The sequence below is a fragment of the Actinomadura luteofluorescens genome (assembly GCF_013409365.1).
GTDB classification, from domain to species: Bacteria; Actinomycetota; Actinomycetes; order Streptosporangiales; family Streptosporangiaceae; genus Spirillospora; species Spirillospora luteofluorescens.
The window spans coordinates 3113620-3133487 of sequence record NZ_JACCBA010000001.1; the positions used below are offsets into that span (position 1 = coordinate 3113620).

General features: G+C 73.3%; 23 protein-coding genes. 4 read left to right on the top strand and 19 right to left on the bottom strand.

From position 1 onward, the window contains the following. Positions 1-194: 194 nt before the first annotated feature. Positions 195-1199, bottom strand: a complete 1005-nt coding sequence (locus tag BJY14_RS14290; protein WP_179844063.1) for a sulfotransferase family protein — start codon at positions 1197-1199, stop codon at positions 195-197. A gap of 351 nt (positions 1200-1550) precedes the next feature. Beyond that, complete coding sequence (locus tag BJY14_RS14295) at positions 1551-2501, bottom strand: LysR family transcriptional regulator (protein ID WP_179844064.1); 951 nt, start codon at positions 2499-2501, stop codon at positions 1551-1553. Between the two features lie 79 nt (positions 2502-2580). Between BJY14_RS14295 and BJY14_RS14300 the strand changes: the two genes are divergently transcribed. After that, entirely contained in the window at positions 2581-3822 is a 1242-nt protein-coding gene (locus BJY14_RS14300; RefSeq protein WP_312879215.1) for an MFS transporter, read from the top strand. Here the strand turns inward: BJY14_RS14300 and hypE are convergent. The 16 genes from hypE to BJY14_RS14380 all read right to left on the bottom strand — a co-directional run bounded on the left by hypE (position 3805) and on the right by BJY14_RS14380 (position 15255). Next, on the bottom strand, positions 3805-4872 hold the full coding sequence (gene hypE, locus BJY14_RS14305; protein ID WP_179844065.1) for a hydrogenase expression/formation protein HypE: 1068 nt from the start codon (positions 4870-4872) through the stop codon (positions 3805-3807). The genes BJY14_RS14300 and hypE overlap by 18 nt on opposite strands. Further along, positions 4869-6047 (bottom strand): hydrogenase formation protein HypD, encoded by a 1179-nt coding sequence (gene hypD, locus BJY14_RS14310; protein ID WP_179844066.1) that lies wholly within the window; start codon positions 6045-6047, stop codon positions 4869-4871. The genes hypE and hypD overlap by 4 nt, the downstream gene beginning before the upstream one ends. Further along, positions 6047-6316, bottom strand: coding sequence for a HypC/HybG/HupF family hydrogenase formation chaperone (locus BJY14_RS14315; protein WP_179844067.1), 270 nt, complete (start codon positions 6314-6316; stop codon positions 6047-6049). Before BJY14_RS14315 ends, hypD begins: the two co-directional genes overlap by 1 nt. Then, positions 6316-6954 (bottom strand): D-sedoheptulose-7-phosphate isomerase, encoded by a 639-nt coding sequence (locus tag BJY14_RS14320; RefSeq protein ID WP_179849375.1) that lies wholly within the window; start codon positions 6952-6954, stop codon positions 6316-6318. Before BJY14_RS14320 ends, BJY14_RS14315 begins: the two co-directional genes overlap by 1 nt. A gap of 5 nt (positions 6955-6959) precedes the next feature. Further along, positions 6960-7166, bottom strand: coding sequence for a HypC/HybG/HupF family hydrogenase formation chaperone (locus tag BJY14_RS14325; RefSeq protein ID WP_179844068.1), 207 nt, complete (start codon positions 7164-7166; stop codon positions 6960-6962). Then, on the bottom strand, positions 7163-7759 hold the full coding sequence (locus BJY14_RS14330; protein WP_312879216.1) for an SIS domain-containing protein: 597 nt from the start codon (positions 7757-7759) through the stop codon (positions 7163-7165). Before BJY14_RS14330 ends, BJY14_RS14325 begins: the two co-directional genes overlap by 4 nt. Next, the gene (locus BJY14_RS14335; RefSeq protein WP_179844069.1) at positions 7756-8262 is read right to left on the bottom strand and encodes a DUF892 family protein; all 507 of its coding nucleotides are present in this window, start codon (positions 8260-8262) and stop codon (positions 7756-7758) included. Before BJY14_RS14335 ends, BJY14_RS14330 begins: the two co-directional genes overlap by 4 nt. A gap of 23 nt (positions 8263-8285) precedes the next feature. Further along, a complete protein-coding gene (locus BJY14_RS14340; protein ID WP_179844070.1) occupies positions 8286-8432 on the bottom strand; it encodes a hypothetical protein in 147 nt (48 codons plus the stop codon). Next, positions 8429-9205 (bottom strand): hydrogenase maturation protease, encoded by a 777-nt coding sequence (locus BJY14_RS14345; RefSeq protein WP_312879217.1) that lies wholly within the window; start codon positions 9203-9205, stop codon positions 8429-8431. The genes BJY14_RS14340 and BJY14_RS14345 overlap by 4 nt, the downstream gene beginning before the upstream one ends. Further along, positions 9202-10194 carry a hypothetical protein gene (locus tag BJY14_RS14350; RefSeq protein WP_179844071.1) on the bottom strand — a complete coding sequence of 331 codons (993 nt, stop codon included), beginning with the start codon at positions 10192-10194 and terminating at the stop codon, positions 9202-9204. The genes BJY14_RS14345 and BJY14_RS14350 overlap by 4 nt, the downstream gene beginning before the upstream one ends. Beyond that, positions 10182-10853 carry a DUF6084 family protein gene (locus BJY14_RS14355; RefSeq protein ID WP_179844072.1) on the bottom strand — a complete coding sequence of 224 codons (672 nt, stop codon included), beginning with the start codon at positions 10851-10853 and terminating at the stop codon, positions 10182-10184. The genes BJY14_RS14350 and BJY14_RS14355 overlap by 13 nt, the downstream gene beginning before the upstream one ends. A 52-nt stretch (positions 10854-10905) precedes the next feature. Further along, entirely contained in the window at positions 10906-11109 is a 204-nt protein-coding gene (locus BJY14_RS14360; protein WP_179844073.1) for a hypothetical protein, read from the bottom strand. After that, positions 11106-11762, bottom strand: a complete 657-nt coding sequence (locus tag BJY14_RS14365) for a DUF5947 family protein (RefSeq protein WP_218905365.1) — start codon at positions 11760-11762, stop codon at positions 11106-11108. Before BJY14_RS14365 ends, BJY14_RS14360 begins: the two co-directional genes overlap by 4 nt. Continuing rightward, entirely contained in the window at positions 11759-12244 is a 486-nt protein-coding gene (locus BJY14_RS14370) for a NifU-related iron-sulfur-binding protein (RefSeq protein ID WP_179844074.1), read from the bottom strand. The genes BJY14_RS14365 and BJY14_RS14370 overlap by 4 nt, the downstream gene beginning before the upstream one ends. After that, a complete protein-coding gene (locus BJY14_RS14375) occupies positions 12244-14049 on the bottom strand; it encodes a nickel-dependent hydrogenase large subunit (protein WP_179844075.1) in 1806 nt (601 codons plus the stop codon). Before BJY14_RS14375 ends, BJY14_RS14370 begins: the two co-directional genes overlap by 1 nt. Positions 14050-14205: 156 nt before the next feature. Next, positions 14206-15255 (bottom strand): NADH-quinone oxidoreductase subunit B family protein, encoded by a 1050-nt coding sequence (locus tag BJY14_RS14380; RefSeq protein ID WP_179844076.1) that lies wholly within the window; start codon positions 15253-15255, stop codon positions 14206-14208. A 196-nt stretch (positions 15256-15451) separates the two neighbouring features. On the opposite strand from BJY14_RS14380, the gene BJY14_RS14385 reads away from it, so the two are divergent. From BJY14_RS14385 to BJY14_RS14395, 3 genes are read left to right on the top strand one after another with little or no spacing between them, the layout of a single operon-like run. Next, positions 15452-15775: a hydrogenase/urease maturation nickel metallochaperone HypA gene (locus BJY14_RS14385; RefSeq protein ID WP_312879219.1), complete on the top strand. Its 324-nt coding sequence runs from the start codon at positions 15452-15454 to the stop codon at positions 15773-15775. Next, positions 15768-16562, top strand: coding sequence for a hydrogenase nickel incorporation protein HypB (gene hypB / locus BJY14_RS14390; protein WP_179844078.1), 795 nt, complete (start codon positions 15768-15770; stop codon positions 16560-16562). Before BJY14_RS14385 ends, hypB begins: the two co-directional genes overlap by 8 nt. Before the next feature lie 56 nt (positions 16563-16618). Beyond that, positions 16619-17656, top strand: a complete 1038-nt coding sequence (locus BJY14_RS14395; protein WP_179844079.1) for an aldo/keto reductase — start codon at positions 16619-16621, stop codon at positions 17654-17656. Between the two features lie 43 nt (positions 17657-17699). On the opposite strand, the gene BJY14_RS14400 is transcribed toward BJY14_RS14395, so the two are convergent. Then, positions 17700-19850, bottom strand: coding sequence for an acyl-CoA dehydrogenase family protein (locus BJY14_RS14400; protein ID WP_179844080.1), 2151 nt, complete (start codon positions 19848-19850; stop codon positions 17700-17702). Positions 19851-19868 lie beyond the last annotated feature (18 nt).

Sequence of the window (19868 nt, forward strand, 5' to 3'; positions counted from 1 at the left end):
CGACTCCCGGCGGCACGCTACCTGCGCCGTTCCATAGTCAGCCTCGCCCCGGCGCCCCTCGGCCCCGGCCGCGAACCGGGCACGTTCCAGGAGAGTTTCGGACAACCCTTCGGGCGAGTCCCGTGCCGCCCGGCCGAGGCACCCTTACCTGAAGGCAAGGGCCATCTGTCCATCCAGTCGGCGCCCTCAGTCTGTCAGGACACGCTTACCGGACCGTTCAGCCACGACACGACCGGGTTGGGCTCTCGCTCCACCGCCAGCCGGTCCCGGACGGCCTGCGCATGCCGGGCCCTCCAGCGGTGCGCCGCGAGACGGTGGAATCTTGCGAGCGCAGCCGCCCCCGGACGCCCGCCCTCCGTGACCGCGTAGCCGTGCCGCCGCAGCCGGGACGCGAGGACGTGCTGGACGAGGTCCGCCTCCCACCCCTCCAGGCGCTCGCGCCAGGCGCCGACCTGGCGGCCGTGCACGGCCTCGTGCGTTCCCAGGTGCCACTTGCGCGCGGACGGCACCGTCTGCCGCGCGTGCCGGTACGCCCCCGTCATGCCGGGGTCGTACTCCTCCCCGAGGAACGCGCACAGCCTCGTCAGGGCGCCCTCGGGCTCGGCGACCAGGTCCTCGTAGCGGAACTCGTAGAAGGTGTCCGGGCCCAGGCGGGTCTGGAGGCGCGCGCCCATGTCGATCGCCTCCCGCCACGTCAGCGCGGCGGCGTAGATGTCGCCGTCGAACCACGGCATCCGGGTCAGCGAGCTCACCGCGTCCCGGCCGTCCCTGACGAGGTGGACGAACTGGGCGTCGGGGAACATCCGCCGGAGCATCGGCACCCGGCGGAAGTAGCTCGGCCGCTTGTCCCCCCAGCGCGGCTTCCCGTGCCGGCGCGCGTAGGCGCGGAACACCGCCGCGATCGCCGACCCGAGCGTCGGCGGCCCCTGCACGATCTCCTCGACCACGGCCGCGGCGTCCAGCCGCAGCACCCCGAACTTGGTGCCCTCCCCGGCGGTGATCCATTCGGCCAGCGCGCGCCGGTTCCCCGGCCGCTCCAGGTCGCCGAACCGGTGCCGGATGTCGTAGGAAATGTGCACGAACCGGGTCTCGGAGGGGAACGCGATGTGCCGGTGCGAGTGCAGCATCTGCTGGAGCAGCGTCGTCCCCGAGCGCGGGCACCCGAGCACGAAGATGGGCCTGCACGACTCCCCCCTCATGGCCCGCGAACTACCCGCGACCCCTGGAAGAAAGCTCAAACGAACCTCAACAGCACTTGAAAACCACAGGTCACAGGCGTCCCAGCAGTCACATGGGCCCCTCACGCCGACCCGTCCGGGCCTCCTGTTCCCCCGGCGCCGAAGGCGTGTCGGCCTCAGGCGCCGGCTCGGCCCCGCCCGTTTATTCTCCCGCCGCATGCACCGGAAGTGGTTGAACGTTCGAGTGCTTTCAATGGGCGTTCCGGGCTGGCCATGCCCTTCCTGGGCAATACTCGATGCGCGGTTTTACTCGTCCGCCCATAGAGCGGCGATATATGCGTCGCCCGGCGGTGTGGACGCTTCCCGAGTGGCTCACGGCGCGGCGTCCGCCGGCGCTCCGTTCCTTTCCTCGGGCGACGTTTCCGGCGTCCCGCGACGTGGCGGCGCGGGCGCCACCGGGACGTCCAGGGCCTCCAGAAAGGCGGTGGCGGCCGGAGACGGCCCCAGGCGGCTCCAGACCAGGTGCTCCACCCGGGTGGGCGGATCACGGAGCTCGACGACGCGCAGCCCGGCGAGCCCGGTGACGAAGGCGGCGGGCAGCATGCCGACGCCCAGGCCCAGCCGGACCAGCCGCACCACGAGGTCGGGGGTCGTCACCTCGAAGGCGACGTCACGGCCGACCCCGGCGGCGGCGAACGCCTCGTCCGACTGGGCCCGCCCGGCCGTGCCCGCGGAGAAGTCGACGAACACCTCGTCCGAGAGCCGGCGCAGGCCGACGTCCACCGCGTCGGCCAGCGGGTGCCCGGGGGCGACCACCGCCACCAGCTCGCCGTGCGCCAGGACGCGGCCGTGCACGCCCTTCGGCCGGGCACTGCGCGGCAGCCCGAGGAAAGCGAGGTCCAGCGTGCCCTGCCGCACCCGCTCGGCCATTTCGGCGCTCCCCCCCACGCGCAACGTGACCCGCACCTGCGGATGGCGGACGTGGAAATCCTTCAGCGCGCTCGGCAGGTCCACCGCCGTCACGGTGGGGATGGCGCCGATGGCGAGCCGTCCGCGGATCTCCCCGGAGACCGCCGCGACCTCGGCGCGGGCCCGGTCGGCGGCGTCGAGGGCCTGCCGGGCGGCGGGCAGGAACGCCTCACCGGCGGGGGTCAGCCGGACCCGCCGGCTGGTCCGGTCGAAGAGCCGGGTGCCGAGCTCGCGCTCCAGCCGGGCGATCTGGTGGCTCAGCGCCGACTGGACGACCCGGCACCGCTCGGCCGCCCGGGTGAAGTTCGACGTCTCCGCCACCGCGACCACGTAGCGCATCTGCTGGAGCTCCATGGATCCATCTTGTATCGCGATCAATCGGATGACGAACATGTGTTGGACTCATTGATCCGGCCGGGGCGAGACTCCGGGGGTGAACACGAACACGACGACCGGCGAGACGACCGGAGGCGGTGCGGCCGCCCAGGGCGCGCGCCCGCCCTCGGCCCTTCGAGAATGGCTGGGGGTCGCGGCGATCACGGCCAGCCTGTTCGCCTTCCTCACCACCGAGCTGATGCCCGTCGGCATCCTCACCCCCGTGAGCGCCGGCCTCGGGGTCTCGGTCGGGGTCGCCGGGCTGATGGTCACCGTGTACGGCGTCTCGGCCGGGCTGGGCGTGCCCTTCATCGTGGCGTGGAGCAGGCGCGTCGACCGCCGCGTCCTGCTGCCGGCGCTGCTGGTGGTCCTGGCGGCGGGGAACCTGGTCACCGCCCTCTCCCCCGCCTTTCCGCTGATCCTCGCCACGCGGCTCACCATGGGCTTCGCCAACGGCGTCTTCTGGGCCATCGGCGTGAGCATGGCGATGCGCCTCGTCCCGGAACGGCACGCGAGCAGGGCGGCCGCGGTCGTGATGTCCGGCATCTCGATCGCCGCCGTGGTGGGCATGCCGCTCGGGACGTTCCTGGAAGACCTCACCGGCTGGCGGACCACGTTCCTCATCTGGAGCGGCCTCAGCGCGCTGGTACTCCTGGCGGTCACCGTCGTGGTCCCGTCCCTGCCGTCGCGGAACGCCGTCCCCGTCCGCGAGGTGTTCGCCCTCCTGGTCACGAACGTGCGGCTGCGCACGGTGATGGTCACCGTGGTGCTGTTCGTCCTCGGCCACTTCGGGGCGTACACGTTCGTGCGGCCGTTCATGGAGGACGGCGCGAGCGCCTCGTCCGCCTCCATCACCGGGCTCCTGATGGCCTACGGCATCGGGGGCGCCGTGGGGAACTTCATCGCCGGGCACACCGCGACCAGGCACCTGCGGGCGACCTTCATCACCGCCTGCTCGGGCCTCGTGGCCTCGTTGCTGCTGCTCCTCGCCGTCGGGCACCAGGCGGCCGCGCCGGTCGTCCTGCTCGTCGTGTGGGGAGTGTCCTTCGGTGCCTGGCAGCTGTGCCAGGTGAACATGACGCTCGCCGCCGCGCCCGAGACGTTCGAGGCCGCGATGTCGCTCAACACCCTGGCCTACAACACCTCCATCGCGGTCGGCGCGCTGTTCGGCGGGCTGTTCGCCGACCACCTGGGCGTCAGGAGCGTCCTGTGGTTCGGCGCCGCGCTCACGGCGGCGTCGCTGCTCGTCACGCTCGCCGGCGCCGGCCGCGGGCCGCGCCGGTCAGCAGATGCGCGGTAGCGGGTCGCCGACCAGCAGGTCCACGATGCGGGTGCCGCCGAAGGCCGTCTTCAGCAGGACGAGGCCGGACGGGTCGTCCGTCACGCGCCCGATGACGGCGGCCTCCTCGCCCAGCGGGTGCGCCCGCAGCGCCGCCAGCGCGGCCCCCTCGCACTCGGGGGCGACCACGACCACGGCGCGGCCCTCGCACGCGACGTACATCGGGTCGATCCCGAGCAGCTCGCAGGCCCCCCGGACGGCCGGGCGCACCGGGATCGCGTCCTCCTCCACCACCACGGCGGCCCCGGCGTCCGACGCCAGCTCGTTGAGGACGGTCGCCACGCCGCCCCGGGTCGCGTCCCGCATCCGGCGCAGACCGCCCGGGCACGCGTCGGCCAGATCGGCGAGCAGGCAGGTCAGCGGCGCGGTGTCCGACACGACGTCGGCCTCCAGGTCCAGCTCGCCGCGCGCCAGCATGATCGTGACGCCGTGCTCGCCGACCGGGCCCGTCACCAGCACGATGTCGCCGGGGCGGATCTCCCCGCTCAGCCGGGACCGCACGACCCCCACGCCGGCGGTGGTGACGAAGCACCCGTCGGCCTTCCCGCGCTCGACGACCTTGGTGTCGCCGGTGACGATGTCGACGCCCGCCGCGTCCGCCGCGCGCCGCATCGACTCGGTGACGCGGCGCAGGTCGGCGACGGGGAAGCCCTCCTCGAGGATGAACCCGGCCGACAGGTGCAGCGGCCTCGCGCCGCAGACGGCGAGGTCGTTGACGGTGCCGTTGACGGCCAGGTCGCCGATGTCGCCGCCGGGGAAGAACAGCGGCGACACGACGTGGCAGTCGGTGGTGAAGGCGAGGTCGGCGCCGTTCACCGCGAACCGCGCCGAGTCGTCCATCCGGTCCAGGAGCGGGTTGGCGAACGACTCCCGGAACACGGCCTCGACCAGCGTGCGGGTGGCCTTGCCGCCGGCACCGTGCGCGAGCGTGATCGTGTCCTCGCGGAGCCTGGCCTTGCGGGCCCGCGCGCGCTCGATGCGCTCCAGAACCTGCTCCTCGCGGACGGTCATCGCACCGGCTCCCTCACCCCGCCGGGCTCCCCAGCCCGGTCCGCCCCGCCGCCCCGTCCGACCTCGCTGATCCGCTCGCGGGTGAAGCGGCCGAAGTTGTAGTACGCGGCGCACGCGCCCTCGGACGAGACCATGCACGTCCCGATCGGCGTCTCCGGCGTGCAGGCCGTCCCGAACACCTTGCACTCCCACGGCCTCAGGACGCCCTTGAGCACCTCGCCGCACTGGCACGCCTTCGGATCGGCGACCCGACCGCCCGGGATGTCGAAGACGCGTTCGGCGTCGAAGGCGGCGTACTCCTCCTTCATCCGGAGCGCGGAGTGCGAGATGAAGCCGAGGCCGCGCCACTCGAAGTACGGCCGCGGCTCCATGACCTTGGAGATCGCCTCCAGCGCCCGGGGGTTGCCGTCCCACGGGACGACCCGCCCGTACTGGTTCTCGACCTCCGAGCGGCCCTCGGCGAGCTGGGCCAGCAGCATGTGCACCGACTGCAGGATGTCCAGCGGCTCGAACCCGGCGACGACCAGCGGCTTCCCGTAGTCGCCGGTGATGAACGAGTAGGGCCCGCAGCCGATCACGGTGGACACGTGGCCCGGGCCGAGGAAGCCGTCCAGGCGCAGGTCCGGCGAGTCGAGGATCGCCTTGATCGCCGGAAGGATCGTCACGTGGTTGCAGAACACCGAGAAGTTCCGGGTTCCCGCGGCGGCTGCCCGCAGTACCGTCATCGCCGTGGACGGCGCGGTCGTCTCGAACCCGATCCCCATGAACACCACGCGCCGCGACGGGTTCCGCTCGGCGATCTTCAGCGCGTCCAGCGGCGAGTACACCATCCGGATGTCCGCGCCGGCGGCCTTGGCGTCCAGGAACGACCCCCTGCCGCCCGGCACCCGCATCATGTCCCCGAACGACGTCATGATGACGTCCGGCTGGGACGCGATGTGGATCGCGTCGTCCACCCGCCCCATCGGGATCACGCACACCGGGCAGCCCGGCCCGTGCACCAGCGAGATGCCCTCCGGCAGGTAGTCCTCCAGGCCGTGCTTGTAGATGGTGTGCGTGTGGCCGCCGCACACCTCCATGAACTTGTAGTGCCGCCCGGGCTCGCACAGCGCGGTGATCGAGGCCGCGAGCGCCCTCGCCCGCTCCGCGTCCCGGTACTCGTCGACGAAGCGCATCAGTCGATCCTCGATTCCCGCAGCGCGTCGATCTCGTCGTCGTAGGCCTCGCCGAGGCCCTCCAGCAGCGCCAGCGTCGCCCGCGCCTCGTCCTCGTCGATCTTGGACATCGCGAACCCGACATGGATGAGGACCCAGTCGCCGGCGGCGAGCCGCTCCCCGTCGAGCAGGGCGATGTTCACCGCCCGCCGGACGCCGGTCACGTCCACCTTCGCCACCGGGCGGTCCGGCATGATCTCCACGATCTCGCCCGGTATCGCCAGGCACATCAGAAGGCCTCCCCCGCCAGTTCGAGCTGCGTCAGTTCCCAGAGCGCGTGGTAGATCGTCGTCTGCGCCTCCTGGACGCGGTGCACCGACGACGACGGGACGGTGAACAGGTGGTGCAGGCCGGGCGTCTCCGCCATCTGCCCCCCGGTGTATCCGGCGAGCCCGACCACCGTCATCCCGCGCCGCGCCGCCTCCCGCAGCGCCGCGATCAGGTTGTCGGAGTTCCCGCTGGTGGACAGTGCCAGCGCGATGTCGCCCGGACGCCCGAACGCGGCGAGCTGCCGCGCGAACACCACCTCGAACCCGACGTCGTTGGACAGCGCGGTGACCACGGCGACGTCGGTCGTCAGCGCCAGCGCCGGCAGCGGCCGCGCGGACCCGCCCGGGTTGAGGAACAGCGCGGCGACGTCCTGCGCGTCCGTGGAGCTGCCGCCGTTGCCGAACGTGAAGAGCCGGCCGCCGGAGCGGAACGCGCCCGCCATCCGCGCGGCGCACGCCGCGAGGTCCTCGCCGTACCGCTCCAGGACGGCCTCGCGCAGCCGGACGATCTCGTCGGCCTTCTCACGCGTCGAGCGGCGCACGTCCTCCAGCAGGGTGTCCAGCCCCGAACCGCCCGCGTACAGGAAGGGATAGAGCATGTCGGTCACGTCGCCACGACCCCGATCGCCTCCTTGGCGTGGACGAGCACGGTGTCGCCGACCCCGGCGTCCACCAGCGCCACGCTGACCCGTTCGAGCCGCCCGCCGCCGACGTCGACGTCCGCGAGGCCGTCGCCGAGCAGCCGCGCGACGACGACCGGGACGGCCTCGTCCGCGCAGGTCACGCAGTGGTCGCCCGTGCACCCGCTCACGCCGTCACCTCCTGGCCGAGCACGCCCGGCTGCTCCAGGAACACGTGCACCAGCTCCCACAGCACGTGGTACGCGGTGACGTGCACCTCCTTCACGACGCGCGGGTCGCCGGACGGCACGGTGACCAGGTGCTCGACCGTCCCGGCGAGCGCCCCCCCGTCCCCGCCCGCCAGCGCGACCGTCAGCATGCCGCGGTCCCGGGCGCACTCCATGGCGCGCAGGACGCTGCCGCAGCGGCCGTCCGGCGAGATCCCGAACGCGATGTCGTCCGGGCCGCCGAAGCAGCGGACCTGGTGGGCGAACACCTCGTCGAACCCCGCGCCGGCGCCGACGCCGGTGAGCGTCGCGACGTCGCCGGTGAGCGACAGCGCGGGCAGCGCCCGCTTGCCGACGATCACCGGGTGCACGAACTCGACCGCGACGTGCTGCGCGTCGGTCGCCGCGGCGCCGGTCCCGAAGGTGAGCAGGCGTCCCCCGGCGTGGAAGCGGGCCGCCATCGCGTGGCAGGCCGCGGCGATGGCGCCCGCCTCCCCGGCGAGCGCGGCGCCCGGCGCGGCGCGGCGCCGGAACACCTCCGTCACGGCGGCGGTCACCGGCCGTCCCCCGCGGGCGGGGCGTGCCGGGCGCGCAGCGACATGTCCACGGCGAGGTCCCAGCGGTCCGACAGCTCGTGCGAGATCGCGTGGGCGTCCTCGCACATCGCCGCCGCGATCCCCGCCGTCTCGCCGTCCCCGGCGCGGTCGGCGAGGCGCCGCAGCGTCTCGCCCGCCGCGATCTGCAGGTGGACGGCGACGTAGGCGTCCCGCATGTGCTTCACGGGGTCGCGGTGGCCGTGGCCGATGCCGCCCTCCAGCACCGACGCCAGCAGCGTCCCGGCGTCGCGCGCGATGCTCGGGGACGACCCGTGCGCGTGCAGCCGCGCCTCGATCGCCCTGGTGTACGCCCGCGACCGCTCGGCGTAGTGGCCGAGCGGCCGGCGCAGCTCCGGCTCGTCCGCCGCCGCGGTCAGCATCTCGCTCAGCGCGGCCTCGGCGTGCTCCTGGAGCGCGTGCGCGTCCTTCAGATGGCCGACGAGCCGCCGCTCGATCGTCGTCATGAGCGTCCGCTCCGCGTCCCCGATCACATCGACTCGGCTTTGAGGTACCGCCGCAGCGCCGGCATCTCCTTGACGATCGCCGCGATCGCGACGACCGCGACCAGCCCGAGCATCAGCCGGACGGCGCCCGGCCGGACGGCGCCCGGGCCGCAGTGCTTCTTCTTGTTCATCCCCCCGCTCCCTCCTGCGCGAGTTCCTGCGTGAATTCCTCCGCCAGCAGCCGCTCGACCAGCGCGGCGGCCTCCTCGACCCCCGCGGCGACCGGCGCGCTGAGCCTCATCTCCCAGGTGGCGTCCGTGGTCCGCGCCGACGGCTCGCACGCGACGAGCAGGATGCGCGGCGGGACCCGGCCGTTGTCCCGGGCCAGCCGCAGCACCCGCGCCGGGTCGAGGCCGTGCGCGTCGACGGCGACGCCGCCGAAGTCGTCCGGCCCAGGCTCGACCAGCGACACGGTGCCGGGCGCGTGACCGCGCTCCGCCGCGTCGACCAGGACCGCCGCCTCGTACCCGTCGCCAAGCGCGTACATGAGGTCGAGGCCGCGGATGCCGAAGTCGACCACGTCCACGCCGGGCGGCCGGGGACGGGCCCGCAGCCGCCGGACGACCTCCACGCCGAACCCGTCGTCGCCGTGGAAGACGTTCCCGATCCCCGCGACGAGCACCGTGCGGGACGGCGCCTCACCGGGCAGCGGCTCGACCTCGTCCGGCCGGACGAAGAAGCGGTGCCCGAGCTGGTTGTAGGGGCCGAGGTCGCGGCCCGGGTCGTCGTCCAGCGCGACGACCAGGTGCACCCCGCCCTCCATGTCCTCCTCGACGCGCTCGACGACGGCGGTGCGCCCGAGGAGCGCCAGGTCGAAGATGTCCGCGCCGCCGCGGGGCCGCAGCCGGACCCGGCTCCCCGGAGCCGTCCCCCGCCCGCCCGCGCTCTCGCCTTCCCCGCTCACCAGACGTCCCTCCGCGGATCCCGCAGGGTCCCGTGCAGCGCGAGCAGCTCACCGGTCGACAGCGCGCCGCACCGCTCCAGGATCCGCCGCGCCTTCGGGTCCGTCGCCGCCACCTCCCGCCGCTCGTCCTCGGTGAGGCTGAGCACGCTGAGGATCAGCAGCTGGTCGATCTCCGTCCCGTCGAACAGGTCACCGGGGCTCTCCGGCGCCACCTGCGGCCAGTCGTAGAGGACGATCGGCGCCGCGAGGACGGTGTCGCGGCTGCCCGGCTCCCCGGCGAGCACCGGCCACAGGCCGTCCTTGCCGCACCCGGCCGCGGCCTCCGCGAGCCGCTCCGGCGGATCCGTGAGCGAGACGAACGCGCCGCCGCCCGTGTGCGCCACGACATGCGCGCACAGCATCCCGGCGCGGACGGCGTCCTCGCGCTCATCGGCGGCGCCCGTGTTGACGACCTCGACGCGCAGCCGCACCACGCCGTCCCCGGCGGGCACGGCCGAGACCTCCACGCGCCCGTTCACCCGCCCCCACGACCGGACGAACCGCACACCGCCGCCGCTGCACGACGCCTTGCCGTCAACGGGCTCCTCCTCGGTGCCCGCGGCCGCCTCGATGGGGACCTGGACGGGAGCGCGCACGAGGCGCTCGACCGCGATCGGGCCGCTGGAGAACTCCCGTTCCCGGGCCTCCTGCCAGGTGGTGCAGATCTCGTCGCCGACGCGGATCTCGTCCACGGGACTGTCACCGTGCATCACCTGGCGGTGCACCGCGTGCAGGAACCGCAGCGTGACCTCGACGTCCGCGCCGGGCCCGGCTTCGAGGAGGAACTCGGCGTGGACCGTCCAGTGGTCGCGGTTCCGTTCGGCGTAGCCGCGCGGGTAGACGCCCCCGATCGTCCAGCGCTGCCGGTTCTTCAAGGCGGACCGGCGGTACGGCCAGAGGAGGTACCCCTCGTAGAGGACGGTGTCCGCTATCGCCCTTAAACGGTCCACTCTTCCTCCTCGCGTCGCTTCTCGGCGTGGCGCAGCAGTTCGTCGACCGTGTCGTCGAACGAGGAGTGCGCGCGGCGCGCCCGGTAGGCCGACAGACGGCCGAAGCAGTCGTCGTCCAGCCGCAGCCAGCGGGCGGTGCCGTAGTAGCGGCCCATGAGGTCCCGCCACACCTGGAGGGGCAGGTCGCCGGTGGCCTCGTGATGCCACGGGATCTGCCCGGTGCGCAGCGCGCCGTCCTCGCCGGGATAGAAGACCGTCCCGTTGAAGGCCAGGTCGAGCGGGACGTCGCCGCCGCCGAGCGCGTGCAGGTACCGGTCGGCCGCGACCTGCATGTCGTGCCCGCACGGCAGGGACAGCGTCGCCTCCGCCGCGCCGCGGAACGTCGGCACGGTGGCGCCGACCCGCGCCCAGGTCAGGCCGCGCAGCGACCGGTCCCACATCTCCGGCGGGCCGAACACCCCGGCGAGCCGGTCGCGCTCGGCGTCGTCGTAGCCGCGGCGCGCCGCCGCGATCGTCACCGTCGTGGTGAGCAGCACGCACTGGACGGGCCCGCCGTCCAGCCGCCGCAGCCCGATCCGCAGGCTCAGCGTCGGCGTCGCCGCGAACGCCTCCGGCTCGATGCCGAGCAGATCGAGCCCCAGCTCCGGTGTCCCGGTCATGCTCTGCTCCTTCGAGGGAGGACGACCCCCCACGCCCCCCGGATCGCTGCGCTCATGCTGGGGAAAGGTTCGGCATGGAGTCGAGGATCGGGCCGTGCGTCTCCGGGTTGATCCCCGTCGAGCGGGCCGCGGTGGACGTGCCGTCGGGCAGATGCCCGACCTGCTTGTCGTAGTTGCCCGTCTGGTTGCCCTCGCGGACGCCCCGCGTGTGCGAGGGCTTGTCCGGAGAGACGTCGGGCTTCCCCACTCTGATCATCGTGTTCCCCTCATCTCCTCGGTGGCCGCCTGGGCCGTCCTCAACTCGGTGAAGAACGCGCCGATGTGATGCCAGACCGCCTCGCCGCCGGTGAAGCCCGTCCAGTGCTCGCGCAGCAGCGCGGTGAGGCGGTAGCAGTCGTCGATCGGGAGGATCCAGTGCTCGGCCGCGTCCCGCGCCCGGTGCACGACGAGCGCCTCCACGTCCGGGCGCAGCTCCGCCAGGAAGGGGTTGGCCTCGGCCAGGCGCCGCCAGCTCCCGGCGTGGACGTCCGCGTGCAGCGCCCCCGCCGGGCTGGGATAGCGGGCCGTGACCTCGCCCGTCCCGGAGACGGAGAAGAAGGCGAGGTCGACCGGGATGCCGAGACCGGCCCAGAGCGGGCCGTCCAGGCGGAAGCCGGTCAGCTCGCGCCGCCGGTCCGGGATCAGCCGGTAGTGGCGTCCGCCCGCCGCCTGGCCGTCGAACAGGACGCTGCACGCCCCGCACGCGCACAGCAGCTCGCCCTTCTCCAGGTCGAGCAGGTGCCGGTGCGCGTCGTGCAGCGGTGCGGCGCACAGCTCGCACCGCTCCGCGGCCCCGGCCGGCGGCGGCACCGGGCGAGGCGGAGCCGAGGCCAGCGCGGCCAGCCTCGGCGTGCGGAGCTCCGGCGTCATGCGCGGCTCCGCACCTGGTCCAGGGTGATCAGCACCTTCTCCGGCGCGGGCGCCTCGATCTCGACCCGCTCCAGTTCCGGCGCCGCGGCGAGGGCCGCCCGCTCCACGGCGTCCAGCACCGGGCGCGGCGCGGCGGCGCGCCCCTCGGTCGCGACCCGCAGCCGCACCGCGTCCCCGTCGGTCCCGGTCAGCTCCACGGTCGTGCGGTGCTTGGCCAGGAACCCCTCCAGCGCGGCGAGGGCCCGCCGGACCCGCGCCTCCGGCGCCTCGGGGTGCAGGCCGTGCATGGCCAGCAGGTGGCCGACCAGCTCGTCGCCGGCCAGCGTCGAGGCGTCCGAGCAGAGCCGCACGACCCGCCCGAGGGCCTCCCCGTACAGCTCCACCAGCGCCTGGACGGCCTGGTGCCCCCCGGGGTCGAGCCCGTCGAGCAGCCCTTCGAGGCGCTGGACGTGCTCGCGGACGCGCTCGTCGTCCCAGCCCATCAGTGGCCTTCCTGCGCGCCGAACATCGGGGAGTGCCGCTTCTCGATCGTCCGGCCATTGCCGACGTACATGTGCACGCCGCACGGCAGGCACGGGTCGAAGCTGCGGACCGTCCGCATGATGTCGATGCCCTTGAAGTCGTCCGGGCCGTTCTCCTCGAAGATCGGCTGGTCCTGGACGGCGTCCTCGTACGGGCCGGGCGTGCCGTAGGAGTCGCGCGGGCTGGCGTTCCACGGCGTCGGCGGGTACGGGTGGTAGTTGGCGATCTTGCCGTCGCGGATGACGAGGTGGTGCGACAGCACGCCGCGGACCGCCTCGTGGAACCCGCACCCGATCGCCTCGTCCGGGACGTCGAAGTCGGTGAACACCTTCGTCCGCCCGGACCGGACCTCGTCGAGGGCCTTCTCGGCGAAGTGCAGCGCCATCCCCGCCGCGTAGGCGATGAAGTAGGCGCGGGCCCGGTCGCGCTCGATCGTGTTGGCGTACTGCGGCGGCTTCCACTCCAGGTTGACCTCCGGCATGCCGGGGGTCTTCGGCAGGTCGATCTGCACGCTGTGCCCTGTGGAGCGGACGTACGGGGTGTCCACCTCGCCGGCCAGCGCGGTCGCCCACAGCCGGGCGAGCGGCCCGCCGCCGGTGTCGAGCGCGAGGTGGTCGCCGGTCTCGGGGTGGCGCCAGCGCGGGCTCATCACCCAGCTGTACTTGCCGCCGTCGAGGTCGCGCTTCTGCGGGTTCGGCAGCGTCGTCTGGTTCCAGGGGTGCCGCTGGTCGATCGGGTTGCCGAGCGGGTCCTCCTTGACGAAGGTCTCCTCGTTGGCCCAGTCGTCGTAGTAGGAGCTGCCGAGCAGGATCCGCATGCCGAGGTTGATGTCGACGAGGTCCGTCGTGACGAGCTGCCCGTCCACGACGACGCCCGGGGTGACGTAGGCGGCCCGCCCCCACTCCGACATGTGCCGGTAGTCGTAGTCGCACACGTCCGGGTTCTGGAAGGCGCCCCAGCAGCCGAGCAGCGTCCGCCGCCGGCCCACCTGGTCGTAGCCGGGCAGCGCCTCCAGGAAGAAGTCGAAGATGTCGTCGTTCATCGCGACGGCCCGCTTGACGAAGTCGAGGCAGCGCGTCAGCCGGACGAGGTAGTCGGTGAACACCTGCGGCGTCGCGACCGTCCCCACGCCGCCCGGGTACAGCGTGGACGGGTGGACGTGGCGCCCCTCCATCAGGCAGATCATCTCGCGGGTGATGCGGCTGAGCTGGAGGGCCTCCTTGTAGACCGAGCCCTCGAACGGGTTGAACGCCGACATGATGTCGGCGATCTTGCGGAAGCCGTGCACGGAGCCGCGGGGCGCGTCGGTGTTCTTGGCCGTGGCGAGCAGGCCCGGGTTCGTCTCGGCGACCATCCGCTCGCAGAAGTCGACGAAGACCAGGTTGTCCTGGAACAGCGTGTGGTCGAACATGTACTCGGCGGCCTCGCCGAGGTTGACGATCCACTCGGCGAGCGGCGGCGGCTTGATCCCGTAGGCCATGTTCTGGGCGTAGATGGAGCAGACCGCGTGGTTGTCGCCGCAGATGCCGCAGATCCGGCTGGTGATGAAGTGCGCGTCGCGCGGGTCCTTGCCCTTCATGAACACGCTGTAGCCGCGGAAGATGGACGAGGTGCTCCGGCACTCGGCCACCCGCCCGTTCGCGAAGTCGATCTTGGTGTAGATGCCGAGGTTGCCGACGATCCGGGTGATCGGGTCGAACGCCACCTCGACGAGTCCCGCCTGCGTGGCGGCCCGTTCGCCTCGCGCCTGCGTCCCCTGCTTCATGACTCGCCCCGCTCCATGACTCGCCCCTGTTCCCTCGCCCGGCCGCCGTCCCTCGGCGCGGCCGTTCTGCGTCCGTGTCTGTCCTGGTCAGGCCCTGCGTCTCTCCTGGTCAGGCCCTGCCGCGCCGGTGGGGCGGCCCACCGGCGCGGCCGTCGCTCACTGGTGCGGCCAGCGGGGCTGGTAGCCGCTGGTCAGCCTCTCCCGGTTGTGGCGCCACTTCGGCTCCCGGTTCGCGCTCTTGTTGGTGATCGACCGCATCTTCCGGATGAACGGCCCGTAGGACCGCAGCAGCGTCGTGGACAGGCTCGCCCCGGGCGGCTCGTCCATGAACGGCATGAACTTGTCCGGGAAGCCGGGCATGGTGCAGCCGATGCAGATGCCGCCCACGTTGGGGCAGCCGCCGACGCCGTCCATCCAGCCGCGCTTGGTGACGTTGCAGTTCACGACCGGGCCCCAGCATCCGATCTTCACCTGGCACTTCGGCGAGTTGTAGTCGCGCGCGAAGTCGGCCTGCTCGTAGTAGGCGGCGCGGTCGCAGCCCTCGTGCACGGTCTTGCCGAACAGCCACGTCGGGCGCAGCTTGTCGTCCAGCGGGATGACCGGCGCCTGCCCGGCGGCCTGGTGCAGCACCCAGAGCAGCGTCTCCATGAAGTTGTCCGGCTGGACGGGGCACCCCGGCACGTTCACGATCGGCAGCCCTCCCGCGGAGCGGAAGTCCCAGCCGAGGTAGTCGGCGAGGCCCATGCAGCCCGTCGGGTTGCCCGCCATGGCGTGGATGCCGCCGTAGGTCGCGCACGTCCCGATCGCCACGACCGCCCAGGCCTTCGGCGCGAGCCGGTCGATCCACGTGTTCAGCGTGATCGGCTCGCCGGTCTCGGGGTCGTTGCCCATGGACGTCCAGTAGCCCTCCCCGTTGATGTTCTCGTTGGGGATCGAGCCCTCGACGACGAGGACGAAGGGTGCCAGCTCGCCGCGCGCGGCCTGCCGGAACGCCTCCATGAACTCGTCGCCGTTCTCGTAGGCGAGCACCTTGTTGTGCAGGTGGACCTTCGGCAGGCCCGGTATCGCGCCGAGGACGACGTCCTCGATGCTCGGCAGCGAGGCCGCGGTCACCGAGACCGTGTCCCCGTCGCAGCTCATTCCCTCGGACGTCCACAGAATGTGGATCTCGTCCGTCAGCGGTTGCGCCGGAGCCGCGCTCGTCATCGCTTCCCCCCTCGACCGGCTGAAGGTCATCACCCATGCGGTTGCCCTGCGGGAACGGCGCGAAACACCGCCCGAAAAGCCCCTCAAGCCGTTTCCCCGATTCGGTAAACACACCGTTTGAGCTGGGAAGATCGGGGCAGCAGAACGGCGCTGGGACAATGGAAGCGGGCCGGGAGGGCGCGTGCACGAATTGGCCGTGACGGAGAGCGTCATCGCGGCAATTTCCACCCAATTGCCCGATTCGCGGGTGGTGGTGGTCCACCTCGAAATAGGGAGACTTTCCGGAGTCATGCCGGACGCGGTGCGATTCTGCTTCGAACTGGCCGGCGAGGGGACGTGCGTCGAGGGCGCGCGGCTCGACATCACCGAGCCGGAGGGCGTCGGCGACTGCGCCGCCTGCGGGGTCTCGTTCCCCGCGCGCGACCCGCTCGCGATGTGCCCGTGCGGCAGCGCCGACGTGGTGATCAGCGGCGGCGCCGACCTGACGATCAAAGCGGTGGAGGTCGCCGACGATGTGTGAGACCTGCGGCTGCGACGGCGAGGACGCCGCGCGCCTGACGACCCTGACGGCCCCAGGGGACGGCCCCGGCCACGCCGCCGGGCGCATCCACGTCCACGACCCGGTCCCCGGGCATGGGCATGGGCACGAGGACGGGCACGTCGTGACGCTGGGCCAGAAGGTGCTGGCCCGCAACGACGACCTGGCCGGCCGGAACCGGGCGTGGCTGGCCGAACGCGGCATCGCCGCGCTCAACGTGATGAGCTCCCCCGGTTCGGGGAAGACGACGCTGCTGGAGCGCACCGTCGCCGACCTGAGCCGGGACCGCCCGATCTCGGTGATCGAGGGCGACCAGGAGACGCTGCTGGACGCGCGGCGCCTCGCCGCCGCCGGGGCCCGGACCGTCCAGGTCAACACGGGCGCCGGCTGCCACCTCGACGCCGCGATGGTGGCCGGCGCGCTGGCCGCGCTGGCCCCGCCGGACGGATCCACGGTGTTCGTCGAGAACGTCGGCAACCTCGTCTGCCCGGCGCTGTTCGACCTCGGCGAGCGGGCCCGCGTCGTGCTCATGTCCGTCACCGAGGGCGACGACAAGCCGCTGAAGTACCCGCACATGTTCCGCGGCGCGGACGTCCTGCTGCTCAACAAGACCGACCTGCTGCCGCACGTCGACTTCGACGTGGACGCCTGCCGGGACGCGGCCCGCCGGCTGTGCCCCGGGCTGCGCGTGCTGCCCGTCTCGGCGACCCGCGGCGACGGCCTGGACGCCTGGTACGACTGGCTCGACGAGGCGACGGCAGGGCCTTGACCTGGAGCGCGCTCCAGCACCTAGCCTTCTGCGCGAGCGACTGACGAGGAGCACGCATGCAGTACCGCAAGCTCGGCCGTACCGGCGTCGAGGTCAGCACCCAGACCCTCGGCGCGATGATGTTCGGCGCCGTCGGCAACCCCGACCACGCCGATTCCGAACGCATCATCCACCGGGCGCTGGACGCCGGGATCAACTTCATCGACACCGCCGACATGTACTCGGCCGGTGAGAGCGAGGAGATCGTCGGGAAGGCCCTCAAGGGCCGCCGGGACGACGTCGTCCTCGCCTCGAAGTTCTTCTTCCCCCTCGGCGAGGAGCGCAACTCGCGGGGCGGCTCGCGGCGCTACATCGTCCGCGCCGTGGAGGACAGCCTGCGCCGCCTCGGCACCGACCGCATCGACCTGTACCAGATGCACCGCCGCGACTGGGAGACCGACCTCGAGGAGACCCTCGACGCGCTGACCGACCTCGTCCGCCAGGGCAAGGTGCTCTACGTCGGGTCGTCGTCGTTCCCCGCGGACTGGATCGTCGAGGCGCAGTGGGCCGCCGAGCGCCGGGGCGGCGTCCGGTTCGTCTGCGAGCAGCCGCAGTACTCGATCTTCTCGCGGTCGATCGAGGAGTCGATGCTGCCCGCGGCGCGGCGGCACGGCATGGGCGTCATCCCGTGGAGCCCGCTCGCCGGCGGTTGGCTCACCGGCAAGTACCGGCGCGGCGAGCAGGCCCCCGAGGGCGCCCGCTTCGCGCCGTCGGAGAACTCGGCGTGGGCGGGCCGCACGGTCGACGTCGACCCCAGCGCCTCGGCCCGCTACGACGCCGTGGAGCGCCTCACCAAGATCGCCGAGGGGGCGGGCCTCTCGCTGACCCACCTGGCCCTCGGCTTCGTGGCCGAGCACCCGGCCATCACCTCGACGATCATCGGGCCGAAGACGATGGCGCAGCTGGAGGACCTGCTCGGCGCCGCCGACGTCCGGCTCGACGCCGCCACCCTCGACGCCATCGACGAGGTCGTCCCGCCCGGTACCGACATGGCCGGCATCCGGCACGGGACCGGCAACCCGTCCCTGGAGGCGGGGAACCGCCGCCGGTCCTGACGCGGGTCCGGCCCCGGCGCCGCGGCGCCGGGGCCGTGCCGTCCTAGCGGATCAGCGGGTCGCGGGGCAGGCCGAGGATGCGCTCGGCGATCTGGTTGCGGGTGATCTCGGAGGTGCCGCCCGCGATGGACATGCCGCGCGACCCGAGGCGCATCAGGCCCGCGAACTGGCCGAGGCCGTCGGTGAACGCGACCTGCGGCCCGGCGAACTCGGCGAGGAGCGCGGCGGTGGCGTGGCCGTGCTCGGCGAGGACGAGCTTGGTGATGTTGCCCTCGGGGCCCGGCTCGCCGCCCGCGACCGCGCGCTCGGCCGACCGCAGGTTGAGCAGGCGCAGCGCCTGCTCCTCGGCGGCGTACGCGCCGACGCGCTCGGCCGCCGCCGGAACGCGGTCGCCGTGCTCGGCGTAGAGCCGGAACACGTCGGGTCCCGGCGGGCCGCCGACACCACCGCCGATGCTGACCCGCTCGTTGCCGAGGGTGGCGCGGGCGACCGTCCAGCCCTGGTTGGGGGCTCCGACGACGTCGGCGTCCGGGACGAACACGTCGGAGAAGAACACCTCGTTGAAGTCGGAGGTCCCGGTCGTCTGGCGCAGCGGCCGGACCTCCACGCCCGGGTGGTGCATGTCGACGACGACCATCGTGACCCCGGAGTGCTTCGGCGCGTCGGGGTCGGTGCGGACGGTGGCGAAGCCCCAGCGGCAGTACTGGGCGCCGCTCGTCCACACCTTCTGGCCGTTGACGAGCCAGCCGCCGTCCACCTTCACGGCGCGGGTCCTGACGGCGGCCGCGTCCGACCCGGCCTCGGGCTCGCTGAACAGCTGGCACCAGACCTCCTCGCCGGTGAGCGCGGGGCGCACCCACCGGTCGATCTGGTCCTGCGTGCCGTGCTGGACGAGCGTGAGGATCACCCAGCCGGTGATGCCGAGCTGCGGGCGCTTCACGCCCGCCGCGCGGAACTCGTCCTCGATGACCAGTTGCAGCCCGGCGCTCGCCGCCACGCCCCAGGGGCGCGGCCAGTGCGGCTGGACGTAGCCGGTCTCGATCAGCCTCTCGCGCTGCTCGGCCTCGGGCAGCGCGGCGATCTCCCGGGCCAGCGCCCGGATCTCCGCGCGCCGCGCCTCGGCCTCGGGCGGCAGGTCGAGGCTCGCCTCCCGGGCGACCCCGGCCGCCCGCAGCCGGGTCACGTCCCGCTCCGCGGCGTGCGGCCCGGCGACGGCCTCCAGCGTCGCGGCGCGGCGCAGCAGCAGGTGCGCGTCGTGCTCCCAGGTGAAGCCGATGCCGCCGTGCACCTGGATGTTCAGGCCCGCGTTGGAGGTGAAGGCGGGCAGGGCCAGCGCCGCCGCCACGGCCGCGGCCAGCTCGAACTGGTCGGGCGGGCCGGACGCGGCCCGCGCCGCGTCCCACACCGCGGCCGTGGCCAGCTCCGCGGCGACGAGCATGTTCGCGCAGTGGTGCTTGACGGCCTGGAACGTCGCGATCGGCCGCCCGAACTGCTGCCGCACCTTGGCGTACGCGGTGGCGGTCTCGACGCACTCCAGCGCGCCGCCGACCGCCTCGGCCGACATCAGCGTCCGGGCGACGGCGGTCGCGCGGGCGCGGGCCCCGGCGAGCACCTCCACGGCGGCGCCGTCCAGCCGCACGCGGGCGGAGCGGCGGGACGGGTCCAGGTTGCCGGGCACCTCGACCGCGACGCCCGGCGCGTCGGCCCGCACGACGACCATGTCGTCGCCGGCGGGCAGGACGAGCAGTTCCGCGAGGCCGCCGCCCAGCACGACGCCCGCGTCCCCGGTCGCGGCGCCGCCGGTCACGGTGAGCGCGCCGTCCAGCCCGAGGGCCGCCGGGGTCGCGCCCGACGCGAGGCCGGGCAGGAGGCGGGCCCGCCGCTCCCCGTCGCCCGACGCGGCGAGGACGGCGGACGCGATCATCGTCGGCAGCATCGGGCCGGGCGCGGCGGCGCGGCCGAGCTCCTCGGCGACCACGACCAGCTCCGGCAGGCCCGCTCCCCCGCCGCCGTGCTCCTCGGGAAGGTGCAGGCCGAGCAGTCCCAGCGCGGCGAACTCCGCCCAGAAGGCGGGCAGGGTCTCCTTCTCGGCGTCCAGCAGCGCGCGGTTCGCCGCCCGCGCCTCCTGGTCGCGCAGGAACGAGCGCGCCGTCCGTGCCAGCTCGCGGTGTTCGTCGCTGATGGCGATCGCCATGGCCCCTCCAGGCTTCCG

What these genes read in the sequence shown, in the direction of transcription:
- BJY14_RS14290 (WP_179844063.1), bottom strand. Translation starts at nt 1,199, where the DNA reads ATGAGGGGGGAGTCGTGCAGGCCCATCTTCGTGCTCGGGTGCCCGCGC.
- BJY14_RS14295 (WP_179844064.1), bottom strand. Translation starts at nt 2,501, where the DNA reads ATGGAGCTCCAGCAGATGCGCTACGTGGTCGCGGTGGCGGAGACGTCG.
- hypE (WP_179844065.1), bottom strand. Translation starts at nt 4,872, where the DNA reads ATGACCGTCCGCGAGGAGCAGGTTCTGGAGCGCATCGAGCGCGCGCGG.
- hypD (WP_179844066.1), bottom strand. Translation starts at nt 6,047, where the DNA reads ATGCGCTTCGTCGACGAGTACCGGGACGCGGAGCGGGCGAGGGCGCTC.
- BJY14_RS14315 (WP_179844067.1), bottom strand. Translation starts at nt 6,316, where the DNA reads ATGTGCCTGGCGATACCGGGCGAGATCGTGGAGATCATGCCGGACCGC.
- BJY14_RS14320 (WP_179849375.1), bottom strand. Translation starts at nt 6,954, where the DNA reads ATGCTCTATCCCTTCCTGTACGCGGGCGGTTCGGGGCTGGACACCCTG.
- BJY14_RS14335 (WP_179844069.1), bottom strand. Translation starts at nt 8,262, where the DNA reads ATGACGACGATCGAGCGGCGGCTCGTCGGCCATCTGAAGGACGCGCAC.
- BJY14_RS14340 (WP_179844070.1), bottom strand. Translation starts at nt 8,432, where the DNA reads ATGAACAAGAAGAAGCACTGCGGCCCGGGCGCCGTCCGGCCGGGCGCC.
- BJY14_RS14355 (WP_179844072.1), bottom strand. Translation starts at nt 10,853, where the DNA reads ATGACCGGGACACCGGAGCTGGGGCTCGATCTGCTCGGCATCGAGCCG.
- BJY14_RS14360 (WP_179844073.1), bottom strand. Translation starts at nt 11,109, where the DNA reads ATGATCAGAGTGGGGAAGCCCGACGTCTCTCCGGACAAGCCCTCGCAC.
- BJY14_RS14365 (WP_218905365.1), bottom strand. Translation starts at nt 11,762, where the DNA reads ATGACGCCGGAGCTCCGCACGCCGAGGCTGGCCGCGCTGGCCTCGGCT.
- BJY14_RS14370 (WP_179844074.1), bottom strand. Translation starts at nt 12,244, where the DNA reads ATGGGCTGGGACGACGAGCGCGTCCGCGAGCACGTCCAGCGCCTCGAA.
- BJY14_RS14375 (WP_179844075.1), bottom strand. Translation starts at nt 14,049, where the DNA reads ATGAAGCAGGGGACGCAGGCGCGAGGCGAACGGGCCGCCACGCAGGCG.
- BJY14_RS14380 (WP_179844076.1), bottom strand. Translation starts at nt 15,255, where the DNA reads ATGACGAGCGCGGCTCCGGCGCAACCGCTGACGGACGAGATCCACATT.
- hypB (WP_179844078.1), top strand. Translation starts at nt 15,768, where the DNA reads ATGTGTGAGACCTGCGGCTGCGACGGCGAGGACGCCGCGCGCCTGACG.
- BJY14_RS14395 (WP_179844079.1), top strand. Translation starts at nt 16,619, where the DNA reads ATGCAGTACCGCAAGCTCGGCCGTACCGGCGTCGAGGTCAGCACCCAG.
- BJY14_RS14400 (WP_179844080.1), bottom strand. Translation starts at nt 19,850, where the DNA reads ATGGCGATCGCCATCAGCGACGAACACCGCGAGCTGGCACGGACGGCG.